At 44.8% G+C, this 15,527-nt stretch carries 12 protein-coding genes; 7 read left to right on the top strand and 5 right to left on the bottom strand.

The features are described from left to right. Positions 1-121: 121 nt before the first annotated feature. The gene (locus IP510_RS02060) at positions 122-787 is read right to left on the bottom strand and encodes a TetR/AcrR family transcriptional regulator (RefSeq protein ID WP_194363124.1); all 666 of its coding nucleotides are present in this window, start codon (positions 785-787) and stop codon (positions 122-124) included. Between the two features lie 479 nt (positions 788-1,266). Between IP510_RS02060 and uraD the strand changes: the two genes are divergently transcribed. The 7 genes from uraD (at position 1,267) to IP510_RS02025 (ending at position 7,955) form a co-directional block, all read left to right on the top strand. Then, positions 1,267-1,800 (top strand): 2-oxo-4-hydroxy-4-carboxy-5-ureidoimidazoline decarboxylase, encoded by a 534-nt coding sequence (gene uraD, locus IP510_RS02055; protein ID WP_194363123.1) that lies wholly within the window; start codon positions 1,267-1,269, stop codon positions 1,798-1,800. 65 nt (positions 1,801-1,865) lie between these two features. After that, a complete protein-coding gene (gene uraH, locus IP510_RS02050; RefSeq protein WP_194363122.1) occupies positions 1,866-2,234 on the top strand; it encodes a hydroxyisourate hydrolase in 369 nt (122 codons plus the stop codon). A gap of 205 nt (positions 2,235-2,439) precedes the next feature. Beyond that, complete coding sequence (locus IP510_RS02045) at positions 2,440-3,786, top strand: urate hydroxylase PuuD (RefSeq protein WP_194363121.1); 1,347 nt, start codon at positions 2,440-2,442, stop codon at positions 3,784-3,786. 39 nt (positions 3,787-3,825) lie between these two features. Next, a complete protein-coding gene (puuE, locus tag IP510_RS02040) occupies positions 3,826-4,821 on the top strand; it encodes an allantoinase PuuE (protein WP_194363260.1) in 996 nt (331 codons plus the stop codon). A 119-nt stretch (positions 4,822-4,940) separates the two neighbouring features. Next, positions 4,941-6,065, top strand: a complete 1,125-nt coding sequence (gene alc / locus IP510_RS02035; protein WP_194363120.1) for an allantoicase — start codon at positions 4,941-4,943, stop codon at positions 6,063-6,065. Beyond that, on the top strand, positions 6,065-6,595 hold the full coding sequence (locus IP510_RS02030; protein ID WP_194363119.1) for an ureidoglycolate lyase: 531 nt from the start codon (positions 6,065-6,067) through the stop codon (positions 6,593-6,595). The genes alc and IP510_RS02030 overlap by 1 nt, the downstream gene beginning before the upstream one ends. Before the next feature lie 565 nt (positions 6,596-7,160). Beyond that, entirely contained in the window at positions 7,161-7,955 is a 795-nt protein-coding gene (locus IP510_RS02025) for a DUF5020 family protein (protein ID WP_227669418.1), read from the top strand. Positions 7,956-8,091: 136 nt separating this feature from the next. Here the strand turns inward: IP510_RS02025 and guaD are convergent, their stop codons facing one another. The 4 genes from guaD to IP510_RS02005 form a co-directional block, all read right to left on the bottom strand. Continuing rightward, positions 8,092-9,498 (bottom strand): guanine deaminase, encoded by a 1,407-nt coding sequence (gene guaD, locus IP510_RS02020; protein WP_194363118.1) that lies wholly within the window; start codon positions 9,496-9,498, stop codon positions 8,092-8,094. Between the two features lie 90 nt (positions 9,499-9,588). Beyond that, positions 9,589-10,560 carry an XdhC family protein gene (locus IP510_RS02015; RefSeq protein ID WP_194363117.1) on the bottom strand — a complete coding sequence of 324 codons (972 nt, stop codon included), beginning with the start codon at positions 10,558-10,560 and terminating at the stop codon, positions 9,589-9,591. Then, positions 10,553-13,126, bottom strand: coding sequence for a xanthine dehydrogenase molybdopterin binding subunit (xdhB, locus tag IP510_RS02010; RefSeq protein WP_194363116.1), 2,574 nt, complete (start codon positions 13,124-13,126; stop codon positions 10,553-10,555). The genes IP510_RS02015 and xdhB overlap by 8 nt, the downstream gene beginning before the upstream one ends. A gap of 94 nt (positions 13,127-13,220) precedes the next feature. Beyond that, on the bottom strand, positions 13,221-14,939 hold the full coding sequence (locus IP510_RS02005; RefSeq protein ID WP_194363115.1) for a xanthine dehydrogenase small subunit: 1,719 nt from the start codon (positions 14,937-14,939) through the stop codon (positions 13,221-13,223). Between the last annotated feature and the right edge of the window lie 588 nt (positions 14,940-15,527).

The raw sequence follows: 15,527 nt of genomic DNA, 5'->3' as shown, positions 1-15,527 counted from the left end.
AGTCACTCCTCTATAAAAGAGTGACAGCGTTAACCTCATCTGAGGTATCACAGTTACATCTGCGCTCGGTTGCCTTGACTCTCTTTTAGACTGAATCAACTATATCATAGAGATTCTGTCATCACTCAAGTCCGCAGCCTCGTAAAATAAAGGGCACTAAAAAATCTGCAGCGCGCGCTTCATCCTCTGCATCATAAGCCGTTTTATCCATCAAGCCAACAATTTCGATCTCAAACTCCGCATAACGCTGGGTCGTCGCCCATATCAAAATCAATAGTTGCAGGGGATCAGTAATCCCAATCTTGCCTTGTTTATGCCACTCTTTCATTACTTGCGCTTTATCGTTGACCCAATCTTTCATTGTCGTTGACATAAATTCATGCAAGTGCGGCGCACCGCCAATCACTTCAATGGCAAACAGCTTATGACGACTCGGATTGACAAAGGCTTGATGGAGCTTGGTACGGACAAATTTTTCAATGACTGTTTTTGGATCACTATCCACTGTCATGGTCACCAAGCCTTCATTCCATTCTTGAATGATCGAGCGCAGCACCGCCATATAGAGATTCTTTTTGTTTTTAAAATAATAGTGAACATTGGCTTTGGGCAACCCTGCTCTATCGGCAATGCCCTGCATCGTCGCGCCACGATAGCTTTGGAGCACAAACTCCTCTTCGGCCGCGGCCAGTATCAACGCTTGATTATATGCACGCGTGTCTTGTTGACTACGATGCAAGGGCGTCTCAGCAGTAAGCATGTCTTCTTTCTCATTATTTTGTGTCATAGCAGTGGTATTTCACTCCGAGTGTCAGGGTCGACAACATAGTCGCTATATTCCTTGGTCTATTCATGGTTAAGTAAACAGATTTTCGCAACATACTGTACCCAATAAAAATATTTCTGATAAAACAGTTGACCAATTAGTCAGGTTTTAGCAGAATGGTAGCTATAAAGCAATCACATTACCATTCAAACGAGATTGGTCTGTCAGTTTTGTCGCTAAAATATCAGTGTTTCCTCAGCCAGTCTGTTTTGTATTGTCAGGTCATTATCAGCAGAAAGCTTACCAGTCGACGTCGAGTACCACTGACATTTTTATGTTGACTAAAAAATACAAGACAAAAGACGGAAACCCTATGCAGCTATTAAAACCTGTGATGGATACTGTCAAGTTTATGCGAATAACCGCAAGGTATAAACCACTACTAACGATTTATTTCCCAATACACATAATGGGTTGTCATATTAAAAAAGGAGGTCATCGTGAGCTTAACCTTAGCGCAATTTAACGATTTATCTCAAGAAGTCGCTGTCACACAACTCTTAGGCTGTTGTACCAGTAGCGCTTGGGCGAATAAGTTGTCAGACGCTCGCCCCTTTATAGACGTTGATGCACTCCTAGCAAGTAGCGATGCTATCTGGCAGGAAGTGCAAACTGATGACGCCAATTTACTAGAAGCATTTGATGGGCATCCACAAATCGGTAATGTGGCGTCTTTAAAAGAGAAGTATCGCAATACGCAAAGTAGCGCCGCACATGAGCAATCTGGCGCTAACAATGCAGCAGACGATGTACTCGAAGCACTTGCCAAAGGCAATCAAGACTATCTTGATAAATTTGGTTTTATTTTTATTGTCTTTGCGACAGGCAAAAGCGCGCAGCAAATGCTTGATCTACTGCTAGCACGCCTGCCTGATGATCGTGCTACAGAGCTTGCCAATGCAGCGGCCGAACAGAATAAAATTACGCGTTTACGTTTAAATAAATTGCTAGGTAATGCTTCGACAACCAAATAGTAGTCGCAGAGTTAGACTAACATTTTCACCCTATTTATATTTTTCACGAATACAAAGGAAGCCTCATGTCTGCCACCTTATCGTCACATATCTTAGACACTCATCTTGGTAAGCCTGCCTCAGATATCGCCGTTACCTTGCACCGTGTACAAGACAATGGTGTCACCATACTATTGGCGCGCGGTACAACCAATGGTGATGGCCGTGTCACACCAGATGCTTGGCAATTTGATATAGCCATCGATAGCATTGAACGTCAGCTAGATATCGGGCGCTATACCGTGACCTTTGATACTCAGTCTTATTTTGATGCTCAGCAGCTGACAGCGTTTTATCCGCAAGTGGTCATCGACTTTGTGGTAAACGATGCCAGTCATTATCACGTACCACTCCTGCTTAGTGCGCATGGTTATAGTACTTATCGCGGCTCATAGGCTCGTAACAGGCTGTATTTTTGGTGCGCATTTTTATCATGAAAATACAAATATAAGTGTGCTGACGTCATGAGCATATCGAGTACTTGAATGACACTCAGCAAAAATCGTTGCCCGTTATCAGCACAGCTTATCAGTACACCTCATTAAAAGACATTACCAAGAGATTCTATTAAGACATCGTATATTAAAGGACATTTACCGCATGGGCGCCTATCTTCTTGAATGGTTAAGTTTGTTTTTCCGCTGGTTCCATGTTATCGCTGGAGTCGCATGGATTGGTGCATCGTTTTATTTTGTGTGGCTAGATCTGAGCCTACGCAAACCGCCCCAGTGGAAAACAGACAAAGGTATCTCAGGTGATCTTTGGGCCGTCCATGGCGGCGGGTTTTATGAGATTGCCAAATACAAACTCGAACCAGAAGAAATGCCAAAGACGCTACATTGGTTTAAGTGGGAAGCTTATACTACTTGGCTGACGGGTGCGGCGATGATGTCTATCGTCTATTATGCCAATGCAACTGCCTACCTGATCGACCCAAGCAAAGTACCTTTTACTAGTATCGGTGCCATCGCCACCAGCTTGCTTTTCTTGTTTGGTAGTTACTTCATTTATGAAGTTATCGTGCGCAGTCATTTGGGTAAAAACGCGTTTATCTTTAGTACGCTGATCTTTATCTTACTGGTCATCGCGAGCTGGGGTTCTTATCAGCTGTTTAGTGATCGCGCCTCGTTTATTCATATCGGTGCTATCTTGGGCACGGTGATGGTAGGTAACGTATTCTTCGGTATTATGCCTGCTCAGCGCGCACTCGTTGACTGTGTGCGGCGCGGCGAAAAGCCCGGTAAAGAAGTGGCTGAATTGGCATTACAAGCTAAGAACCGCTCACTGATGAATAACTATTTTACCCTACCACTCATCTTTACCATGATCAGCAACCACTACCCAATGATGTATGCTCATGAGCAAGGCTGGTTGGTATTGGTCTTCGTCGGTATCATCACCGCAACTGCCCGTCATTACTTTAACCAAAAGCATTTGGGTCATAAAAAACCACGCTACTTGGTCATCCCAGCCATATTAACCGTATTGTTGATTATCTGGATGCGACCTGAGCCGATTGAGCCAGCAACTGCAATGCCTGCTACTGCCGCAGTAGTGCCTACAACGACTGATAGCACGCCGCCAACTACAAATGCGACTACTGATACAAGCACCTCTGATACCGTGACTAATGCTAATACCAATTCTAATAACAGTGTGAGTAATGATACTGCCACTGCTGAAGCCGTACCAGTGAGCGCGTCAGCAGATGACACGATGATGGATGTCGTACATACGCGCTGTAGCACCTGTCATGCGGTGCAGCCAACGCAACAAGGCTTTGTCGCACCGCCAGCTGGTATCATTTTGCAGACACCAGAAGACCTAAAAATACATAAAGCGAAAATCGTCACTGCGGTACAAACTGGCTATATGCCGCTTGGTAATATTACTCAATTGACGGATGCAGAGCGTCAGCAGCTCGTGGCATACGCATCGTCGCTTTAACTGATCAGCCGACAGCACTACTTTATAGGAACATGAATGATGACTCGAAAAATTACCAGCGACTTTGATATGAGCACCTATCCTCGTGACCTAAAAGGCTACGGTGATAATCCACCAAAAGCAAACTGGCCAGGTGGCGCAAAAATCGCAGTACAGTTTGTGCTAAATATCGAAGAAGGGGCAGAAAACAGCGTCATGCATGGCGATGGACAATCAGAGCGCTTTTTATCAGATATCTTAGGCACCCCCTCATTTAACAACCGGCATCAGTCGATCGAGTCTGCATTTGAATACGGGAGCCGTGTCGGCGTGTGGCGTGTGCTGGATGTCTTTAAAGAGTATGGCGTGCCAATCACCACGTTTACCTGTGCTGCCGCCGCCGAAAAAACACCACATATTATCGAGCGTGTGCTAGAAAATGGTCACGAGATTGCCAGTCATGGTCTTCGCTGGATTACCTATCAGGACATGTACCGTGAGACGGAACGTGAGCACATTCGCTGTGCCACCCAGATATTTGAGCGCATGCTCGGCGGACAGCCTCTCGGCTGGTATACAGGACGTGATAGTCCAAATACTCGCGAGCTGGTCGTCGAGCAAGGCGGCTACACCTATGACTCTGACTCATACGGGGATGAGCTGCCCTACTGGCTCAATGTAAAGGTTCAAGAGGGCAATGTTCAAGAGAGCAAAGTCATCACGCGCAAGCCGCATTTGGTCATACCTTATAGCCTCGAGACCAATGACATGCGTTTTTCTTCTAGCCCAGGATTCACCCACGCTGAACCATTTTATCAGTATCTCAAAGACAGCTTTGACACCTTATACGAAGAAGGCGCACATACCCCTAAAATGCTGACCATTGGCTTGCATTGCCGCATTATTGGGCGTGCAGGACGTATCAAAGCGCTAAAGCAGTTTTTGCAATATATCACGAATAAGCCCGACGTATGGATATGCCGCCGTGATGATATCGCTAAACACTGGTACGAAAACCATCCTGCTACGTCAGACAACACTGCTAACTGGATGTAAGCTTAGGCTATCGTCATAGCACTCGTTCTACTTAGCTAAGCGCGTACGAATTGGCATAGATTAATAAATAAGATAGCACCCACACTATCAACACACACCGTTATTAAAAAGGAATCATTGTGAGTCAAAACACTTCAGAAGCTGGACAAATTATCTCCGCAAACAATCTACCTGATACCCTGCCAGCATTTACCAAAAAATCAAACGTCGCCGACAGTCGTTTGGGCGCAAAATCCCTGTTCGCCACCGATGACTTTTTTGCGGATAAAAGCCGTATCTTAAATCCTGATGCGCCTATCTTTGTGGTTGGTAAGTTCGATGACAACGGTAAGTGGATGGACGGCTGGGAAACTCGTCGCAAGCGCCACTTGGGTTACGATTATTTAGTTATCCAGCTTGCTCGCCCAACCAAAATAGCTGGTCTCGATATTGATACCAGTCACTTTACGGGTAACTTTCCCTCTTCAGCCAGTGTCGATGCCTTGTACGCGCCCGAGCTACTGCAGCAAGATGAAGCTGAACTTACTAGTCTAAGCAAAGAAGACTGGGATAATAAAAACTGGCAGGCGCTAGTGGGTATGACCCCATTGAATGGGCACAATCATGAGCTTGTCGAGATTGATCATGTGCAAACGGTAACCCATATTCGTTTAAACATTTATCCAGATGGCGGCGTTGCCCGACTACGTGTCTATGGTGATATTCAACTTGATGCGAGCCTAAATACACAAGATGAGACACTTGACTTAGCGGGCGCATTAAATGGTGGTCGCGCAATTGCCAGTAACGATGCGCATTTTGGTGCGGCTAGTAACTTATTGCTACCGACTAAAGCGCCTAACATGGGCGATGGTTGGGAGACTCGTCGTCGCCGTGAGCCAGGCAATGACTGGTGCATTATCGCCCTAGGTCAAGCAGGTATCGTTGATTCCATCGAGATAGATACTGCTCACTTTAAAGGCAACTACCCTGATAAAGTCTCAATTCAAGCCGTATACTCACCAAATACACCAGAGCAAACCTTAGTGACTCAGAGTATGTTTTGGGAGACCTTGCTTGAGCCACAAAAAACCAATGCTGATGACATTCATCACTTTGGTAAAGACAAGCTTCAACTTAATAAACCCGTTACTCATATTCGGGTCAATATCTTCCCAGATGGCGGCATCAGCCGTGTACGCGTGTATGGCAGGATTGCTGAGGTTGACACTGGTACTGACATTGATAGTAAAGAGGCAAAGTAATGGGAGTTGCTCTAACAGCCAAGCCTTTGACCAAGGCAAACTTTGCCCCCTATGGCTCGGTCATCGAGCGCTATAGTATTGATCAGCAAACCGCTGACAATACGTATGAGATCAATAATGGCTATGCGGTTCGCCATCATGCACTTGCCGAAAGTAAACTAGACGGTGGCTCAGTTGGCATGAGTATCTTTCGGGCCAAGAAACGTGAGAATCTGATTGCGCTCTCGGTCATGGAATACCATCCGCTTGGAACACAGGCGTTTGTATCTATGGAGGGTCAAGACTATGTCGTCGTCGTTGCCAAAGCCGGTCAGCCGCCACAGTCTGCTGACGATTTGGCCGTGTTTTATGCCAAGTCCCACCAAGGCGTGCAGTACGATGCCAATGTCTGGCATCACCCTCTACTCGCTCTCGGGCGTGACAGTGATTTCCTAGTTATTGATCGTATCAATGGCGAGGGTAACAACTGTCATGAGATCGACATCACTGACTGGCATGTGCGTATCGAGTTAGAAGGCGAACAAAGCTAACCAGTTAGAAAATAGTGACATTAAATATGTACGAACTTAAAGCCAGCTAACCTCTATTAGCTGGCTTTTTTATATCCATTTGGTTTTTAAATAATATGCCTATCAATTGATCAAAACCAGTCAGGCGACCCAATTTGGGGCATACAGATACCTATTTTGGTGCCTCTATAGCACCTCTGACGCTTGAAAAAGCGTTGTTTTCTATGTGCATTTACATATACGAAAGTTGGCTTTCGCATTTGAGAAGTATCAAGGGCTATTTTGCTTACTTTGTACCAAAATCAATAGATAACTGCCCTAAAATCCAAGAAATCATCCCTAAAACCCAATAAGCTTTGACGTTGATAGCAGTATAAATGGTTTGTGGCATGGTTCTTGAATACTCTTTAGTAGTGGGCACTCAAATACTATTAACCAACCATTATTCAGAAAAACACGCATTAAGAGTATGTTTACCAACCAGCAATCATGATTTTTGGTAAAAGATAAAATCCCATTGTTATAAATGATCGATGATGCAGTTTTAGGATAACCAACAATCAATTTTATATGAAGGAGTCATATTTTGCATTCTAATTTACTCACAAGCCTCCCTAGTCATACTAACCCATCCAACCAAAAACCGTCTTTTATGAGACCACTGTCTATGGCGGCCGTTGCTATCGCGGCTTTAGGAAGTATGTCTAGCATTCAGGCGAAGACCTTTTTTACCGATACCAGTGTCTCCGTACTTTACGGCGGTGATTATGACCTCGTAGAAGATGGAGAGCTGACGACTGTTACATTAGAACATGTCTCTGCACACGACTGGGGTGGCGTGTTTTTCTTTGTCGATCGAAATCAAGGTGCCGACAATATTGAAAATAATAGATTTAGAGAAACTTATGGCGAGCTGTCTCCCACATTCAAGATAGCCACTTTCGATGACAGTTTTATCAAACAGGTTAATTTAGCCGCCACCTATGAATTTGGTTCAAACAGTACTGGCTTTGACCAAGATAACTATCTGGTTGGTATTGGTGCAGATTTAAATGTCCCTATTCCAGGAACGACGTTTGCTTCCGCGACGCTATATCATGCCTTTAATGACAATACGGATGATGATCAACAAATCACCTTAACCTATGGTTGGGAGCGCAATAATTTTGTCGTGGATGGCTTTATCGATTATTCATTCAATAACGATGATATTGAAGACAATATTCATATCAATCCGCAAATTAAGTACAATCTTCAAGACGTACTCGGTATTGATAATCGCTTAGAGGTCGGTATGGAGTATAGCTATTGGAAAAATAAATACGGTGTTGATGGCGTAAATCAAAGCGCCCCTAGTGCATTGGTAAAATTTCATTTTTAATATCCAATAGAAACTCTATTGGCAGTAAAAACCCCTTGTTCCTATATAGTAGGAACAAGGGGTTATTTTTTATATATGAAAGCGTTCTAACACGTTATTGATTGAAGTGCAGCACTGATATGCTTGTATCTCAATCCTATGAGACATCGCTGCGATATCGACTCACGCCTGCGATTACAGTCTCCTCAATCACTCTATCATCGCCCAGCATCATCAGTACAAACAACTGCTCTTCAAATGTCTTAGTCTGCGCCATACGCCGCTCAAGCAATGCCGTTGCATTCATATCAATGACCACAAAATCTGCTTCTTTATTGGGCATAAAGTTACCGATTTTATTGTCCAACACTAGCGACTGTGCATTACCCAAGGTAATTTGATATAACCCTTGATGAGCAGATAGTTGATTGCTTTGTAATTGTTGGATCTTATACGCTTCTGACAGAGTCGTCAGCATCGACAGACTCGTCCCTGCCCCCACATCAGTTGCGATACTCACGCCAGTATAATTTAACGTCTTGGGTAAATCGAACAATCCACTACCCAAAAACAGATTAGACGTCGGACAGTGTGATATTTGTGTGCCAGTCGCGCGCAGACGCTCATACTCCGATGTTTCAAGATGAATACCATGTGCCAAGGTGGTGCGTCGACCCAGTAATCCCATATCGTCATAGACATCGAGATAGCCTTTGTGATTGGGATACAGTTGTTTTACAAACGCAATCTCATCATGATTCTCTGCCAAATGCGTTTGCAGATAAACACTCTCGTAACTGGCATATAACTCGCCTGCCATGCGCAACTGTTTCGGTGTTGAGGTAATGGCAAATCTTGGCGTAATAGCCACATGTTGGCGGCCGCGCTCATGCCAATTATCGATGATGTTTTGGGTATCTCGAATGCCCTGCTCAGCAGGCACACATAACGTAGCAGGCGCATTTTGATCCATCAGCACATTGCCTGTGATCATACGGGTATTGAGCCGATGGCTTTCCGTGAAGAATGCTTCTGCAGATAATGGATGGCTGGTAGAGAACACCATGGCGCTCGTCGTACCATTGGCCAGCAGCTGATTTAAGAAGAACTGCGCAGTGTCATGTGCTACTTTTGGATCGCTGAAGTTGGCCTCAGTGACGAAAGTATAATTATTAAGCCAATCAAGCAATTGCTCACCGTAAGCAGCAATCATATCTATTTGCGGATAATGCACATGAGTATCGATAAAGCCTGGCATGATAAGTTTGTGTCGATGGTCATGAATCTGTACGGATTCTCGACTCTCATCAATAGTGGTCAGCACATACTCCGCTAACATAGCCTCTCGACTGCCATAATTGATAATTAGTCCCGTCTCATCGTCAATAACAAGTGCGCCGTCGGCAATATACTCAGGATAAACACGCACGCCTGCAATTACTGGAAGCAACGTAATGTCTTGCTCAGCAATTAATGTCTGTGAATGATCAGAAGTTGTACGCTCAGTACGATCGCTTTCGGTCAAATAATGTAGCAGTCGAGCTTGATAGATATGTAGGGTCATTCGTAGATCTCACAATGGCTTGGTAGTACTGAGCGTTTTAATGTTTTAATGTTTTGATAAAAAGTATAAAAGTTATATGGAGTGAGCCGTTCAAGGAGTAGCCTGATGATACTGCTGCAACAGTTGTGCCACGATAGAAACCGCCACCGCCATCGGCTCTTTTCCGCCAACTTGCAATCCAATTGGCATAACCAACTGATTCACCAGTTGCTCACTGTAGCCACGCTGAACCAAACGATCTCTAAAACGCTTGGCTTTGGTTGCCGAGGCAATGCAGCCGATGTAAGGTGCTGAAATATCTGAGCACTTATCATGAGATGCGCTAATGTCAGAAATAGTATCTAATGCCGCCCGTACTAACTCAAAATCAACACTATGGTCATGAGTCATAACCAGAATAAAACGCTGACCACCCTGCTCGATAAATGGGCGCACAAAATCTACAGGCTCATCATCGATATGCGGACGGATATGCGTTGGTAAGCTATAAAGTTTGGATTGATTAGTAGTAGATTTATCCACTAAGTAACGCTTAAACATCTCTGGGCGACTGTCCACCCAATCTACCTGACAAGGTAGCTCAGCGAGTATGGTCATTAGCGCTGATGCCACATGCCCTGCACCAAACACTAGTACTGACATCGGCGGCGTTACATTGAAGCATTCGAACATAACGGTGACGCTACCACCGCAACACTGTGCCAACTTTGCACCCAATGGGTAATGCTTGGTATAGACAGCATCACGGCGCACTGCTTTAGAAGATACTGACGCGCTTTCACTGTCAGTTTCAGAAACTTTTGGTTTGACTTCTTTTGATACCGTGGCTGCTATCTCACCATTCAATAGTTGCCGTGCCGTATTGATAACATCGTGCTCTAAGCCGCCGCCGCCCAAAGTGTCTACGATGCCATCTTGCGTGACGATCATCTTTGCCTGTAGCGCTCGAGGCGCAGATCCATTTACGGCTACGACTGTCGCCAACACGTGAGCGATACCTCGCTGCTGATATCGCGCTAGACCTTCATACCAAACGATTGGCAGTGCTAACGACTCATTCACTGTGCGCAGGACCTCTTGCCCCTGCTACATTTGGATGCTCTATCGCATTAGGCTGGTCATCGGTTTGTTTGCCTGCCACCTCCAATGGGTCGATATCTTTAGCATGACGTACGTCTTGCGGCATTACCTTATCGTTGTAAAGGTCGCTATTTTCTTCTGCGCCTTTGACTAAACTATCAATCGTATCTGTATCTGCTTCAGTTGTTAAATCCCACGACGTGCCTTGCATACGCATGACGGCTTTTAATACCGCTTCTGGCGTCGCAGGCATGGTCAACTCTGGATTCTTTTTATACTCACCTAGGCTAGCGACCGCATTATTGAGCGCGCACCAAACACTGGCTGCCAGCATAAACGGCGGCTCGCCAACGGCTTTAGAGTTATAAATAGTCTGTTCTTCGTTTTTGCGATCGTACAATTTGACATTCCACTGCTTAGGCAAATCATGGGCAGTTGGGATTTTATAATTGGCAGGACTGTCAGATGCCAGCTTTCCTTTATCATTCCAAGTCAGCTCTTCTGCTGTGAGCCAACCCATGCCTTGCACAAAGCCACCTTCAATCTGACCAATATCAATGGCCGGATTGATCGACTGTCCTGCATCATGTAGTACATCACAGCGCAGCACTTTGTACTCACCTGTCAACGTATCAATCTCAACCTCAGCGCAGGCAGCGCCTAATGCAAAGTAAAAGAACGGACGTCCCCATGCTTTAGAGCGATCATAAAATATCTTCGGCGTTTTATAGTAGCCAGTAGACGATAGACTGATACGGTTCTGGTACGACAGTTGAATCATCTCAGCAAAAGTCAGCGTTTCTTTATCACCGATATAGACATGATTCTTTTCAAAGCGTATGTCTTCTTGGGCCACTTCGAAATGCTCAGAAGCGAACTCAAGTATGCGCGCTTTGATACTCAAGCAAGCATTTTGTGCTGCCTTACCATTAATATCTGTCCCTGATGACGCGGCAGTTGGTGAGGTATTAGGTACTTTATCCGTACGTGTCGCTGACACCTTAACCGTGTCTAGATCAACATCGAACTCATTGGCGACAATCTGGGCGATTTTAATATATAAACCCTGCCCCATTTCCGTACCGCCGTGATTGAGGTGGATACTGCCATCAGTGTAAATATGTACCAATGCACCCGCCTGATTGAGCGTCTGCACTGTAAATGAAATACCGAATTTTACTGGCGTCAACGCAAGACCCAAGCGTTTGTCACTGCCTTCAGCGGCAGCTTTTTGGTTTGCTTCTAGGATTTGCTGACGGCGGTTGTCATAATCGCAATCATCTGCCAGTTTGGTCATGATGGTCGCCAAATCGAAATGCTCAATGGTTTGACCGTAATGGGTGCTTTGACCATCTTGATATAAGTTTGCTAGACGTACTTGTAGCGGGTCTTGCCCCAGCGTATAGGCAATATGATCCATCATATATTCAGCGGTCATCAGGCCTTGCGGACCACCAAACCCTCGATAGGCAGTATTGGATACGGTATGCGTTTTGCAGCGATGCCCCGCAACATGAGCAGCTGGGTAATAGTAGGCATTATCACAATGGAACATCGCTCTATCAACGATGGCATCAGACAAATCTGGTGCATAACCGCACAAGCCAGCCAATTGCATATCGACGCCCAATATACGACCAGACTCGTCTAAACCGACTTCGTAACGGTTGGCAAACTCATGACGCTTACCTGTCACGACCATGTCATCTTGACGATCTAGACGCATACTGACAGGAACGTTATGACGCTTAACCACGATACCGCACAGACATGCCCATGCAGCAGCTTGCGTTTCTTTACCACCGAATCCGCCACCCATACGGCGTACGACTGTGTTTACCGCATGAAATGGCAAGTCTGTTACTTCGGCGACCAGCTGCTGTACTTCGCTTGGATGCTGTGACGACGTGTACACCTCTAGCCCGCCATCATCACAAGGCACGACATAAGACACTTGGCCTTCGAGATAAAAGTGCTCTTGTCCGCGCATACGAATATGACCTTCAATGCGAATCGGTGCGTTCTCAAGCGCAGTCGCCGCGTCACCACGCTTCATGAAGTGACTCGGACGCACAAATAACTCTTGCTCTAGCGCTTTATCGATACTAAGTACCGCTGGCAATGGCTCATATTCTACCACTGCCTTGATAGCAGCTTTTTTGGCAGCGCGATGACTGCTCGCCACTACCACGAATAGCGTCTGACCCACATACTCTGTGATGTCATCCACCATCAGTGGCTCACCATCAAACACCGCACCGATATCTGTTTTGGCTGGTAAGTCTTTAAAACTTAAGACATCTACCACCCCATCCGCATCTCTGACAGCGCTCAAATCCATACTCAATACACGTGCGTGAGCGTGACTACTTTTGCCGACAGCCAAATGCAATGTACCTTGTGGTTTTGCAATATCATCCACATAAGTCGCCGTCCCCATGACATGGCTGATCGCACTATCATGCTTAGCCGAGGTACCAATTTTGTTTTTTGGCGGACGCACGCGGCGGATACTATAACTGTCAAATAAGGACGAATGATGGCTCATGGCGGATCTCTTTTATTAGGACGCTTTGATTAATGCTTTTTTATTCTTGGCAAATATAACGATAAGGCGGTATAGCAAACAACAACTCTGCTAGTTAAGCGGTCTCGGTCTGTCTACCTGCTACCAATTGTTTACCACACTTCACCAGTAGACGCTGTACCACATGTGAGCGATATTCACGGCTGGCTCTAACATCAGTCATAGGTGTAACGTCTGCAGACAAGACTTGTGCTGCCTTCTCAAAACTCGCGACTTCTGCAGCTTGCCCAACGAGCGCTTGCTGACAGGTTGTGGCTAATAATGGTATGGCAGCCATGCCGCCAAGTCCAAGCTTTGCATTCTCTATCGTCATGCCATCTACTGATACATCAATTCGCGCCGCTAGTAAACAAGCAGAAATATCATCTTCGTAGCGTTTGCTAATTTTATGAATAAATAAGTGCTGATTGTCATGAATCAGAGGAATATGGATGGCGACTACATAACTGCCTGCTTGCAGTTTGGTCTTTTTATAATCTAAGAAAAATTCTGATAAAGGTATGATTTCATCTACATAAACCGAATCACTACTATCTAAATCGTTATCTGACTCTTTGGAATTAGGCGCGCAATGACGCAGATGAATTGACGCATCTAACGCCAATAAAATCGGTGGTAAATCACCAATTGGAGATGCGTTGGCTATATTGCCGCCGATGGTGCCCATATTACGGATTTGCGGAGAGGCAATACGCTCAAATACTTGCGCGAAACTTGGGAAATACTGCTCTAATACAGGCAACATCTGCTGATAGCTCATGCCAGCACCTAATACTAGTGATTGGCTAGGAGCTTGCTCGTTATTCAAGTCTTTATTGCTTGAGTCAGGCTTTGCGTCAAGTAGTGACCATGACTTTAATGCCTCAACACCTGAAAGCTGGATAATGACCTCGTGATCAACCAGATGCTGGGTCACGCTCAATCCCAAATCCGTACCGCCTGCCCAAATGGTTGCTTTTGGATTGGCTGCTAATACTTGATTAAGCTCATCTAGTGACTTGGGCATATATAACTGTCGCCCAGCATCACTGAGTGCAGCTGCAATATCATTCGACTCTGCATTTTTTAATTTTTCTTTAGCTGGCACATGTTCAGAGACTATCGACTCTTTTGTACTTGCCATAGCATCTGTTGCGAGACTGATCGTCAGGTCTTTCACCGCTGACTGCTCTGCTTCTCTCTGCTGACCGATATCGCTCATCAGTAGACCAGCTTCGATAATAGGCCTGTAGCCTGTGCAGCGACATAGGTTGCCAGATATTGATGCAACCACTTCATCATAGCTCAGCTGCTTTGCATCGTTCTGACTTGAAGCCTCTTGATTTGTCTGCATACGATTGTTTTCGTAAACGCAAGCAAGCGACATTACAAACCCAGGCGTACAAAAACCGCACTGTGATCCGTGACATTCAACCATAGCTTGCTGTGCTGGATGCAGCAAAGCACGTTCTGGATGATGTTCTGGATTGTCAGCCAAGTAAGAGGCCGTCATAAGATGATGACCATCCATGAGCGACACCAACGTAATGCAAGAGTTAATCGTATAGAACGGTGGCGTCACATTTTTTTCGTCGCCATTTCCATCATTAAGCACTTGCTGGCTAGCATTAGGCAAGCGCTGAACCATCACAGTACAGGCACCGCAATCACCACTGCCGCAGCCTTCCTTGGTATCCGTTTGGCCTTCATGCAATCGTAGATACTCAAGCACCGTCGTGTTAGGGTTAAGCTGGGTGAGCTCGTGGCGTTTCCCATTTAAGTAAAAACTAATCATAGCAAGACTCGGCTAAAATAAAATAATGAAGATAAGCATTAAGCTTAAGGACTGTGACTGCTTAGAGACTGAATATAAGTATGTGATTGACATCATGCTGTAACTGTTTACATCCCGTTCACTTATTTTGCACACTCTCAGTATGCAAGAGAACATAAAGCAGCGCACTTCTTTATATAAGATAAATGGGTTACCAATAGCAATAATCGTCAGATATTTTTGTTAGAAAACCACTACCAGATAATACTTGACTATTTGGTCAGCTTTCAACATATTATCACTATTCTTATTTACAATACAACCCACCAAAGTGCATGCCGATATCAATAAATAATAGACACTTGGTCAAGAATTCGCTAATAGTAGGAAATTAGACAAACCTAGATAGTGATAGTAAAGACACAGACATGATGAATATCTCTCATCTTTTATCATGACATATACGTTCAATAAATTTGAATCAAATTTATCAATAGTAAAAAGGTATATACAACTTTTTGAAAAACCAATTGCATATCCACTCTCATATATAGTTTATTAATGAAAAATTTATATATAATAGCAAAGGCCTGTCGTCTACTAGCACGA

Origin of the sequence: Psychrobacter sp. NG254 (assembly GCF_015277735.1) — a bacterium.
Taxonomy (GTDB): domain Bacteria; phylum Pseudomonadota; class Gammaproteobacteria; order Pseudomonadales; family Moraxellaceae; genus Psychrobacter.
The sequence above is the reverse complement of the archived record's forward strand: the minus strand, read 5'-3'. Positions and strand labels throughout refer to the sequence as shown.

What these genes read in the sequence shown, in the direction of transcription:
- uraH (WP_194363122.1), top strand. Translation starts at nt 1,866, where the DNA reads ATGTCTGCCACCTTATCGTCACATATCTTAGACACTCATCTTGGTAAG.
- xdhB (WP_194363116.1), bottom strand. Translation starts at nt 13,126, where the DNA reads ATGAGCCATCATTCGTCCTTATTTGACAGTTATAGTATCCGCCGCGTG.
- IP510_RS02060 (WP_194363124.1), bottom strand. Translation starts at nt 787, where the DNA reads ATGACACAAAATAATGAGAAAGAAGACATGCTTACTGCTGAGACGCCC.
- IP510_RS02005 (WP_194363115.1), bottom strand. Translation starts at nt 14,939, where the DNA reads ATGATTAGTTTTTACTTAAATGGGAAACGCCACGAGCTCACCCAGCTT.
- guaD (WP_194363118.1), bottom strand. Translation starts at nt 9,498, where the DNA reads ATGACCCTACATATCTATCAAGCTCGACTGCTACATTATTTGACCGAA.
- IP510_RS02030 (WP_194363119.1), top strand. Translation starts at nt 6,065, where the DNA reads ATGGGAGTTGCTCTAACAGCCAAGCCTTTGACCAAGGCAAACTTTGCC.
- puuE (WP_194363260.1), top strand. Translation starts at nt 3,826, where the DNA reads ATGACTCGAAAAATTACCAGCGACTTTGATATGAGCACCTATCCTCGT.
- IP510_RS02045 (WP_194363121.1), top strand. Translation starts at nt 2,440, where the DNA reads ATGGGCGCCTATCTTCTTGAATGGTTAAGTTTGTTTTTCCGCTGGTTC.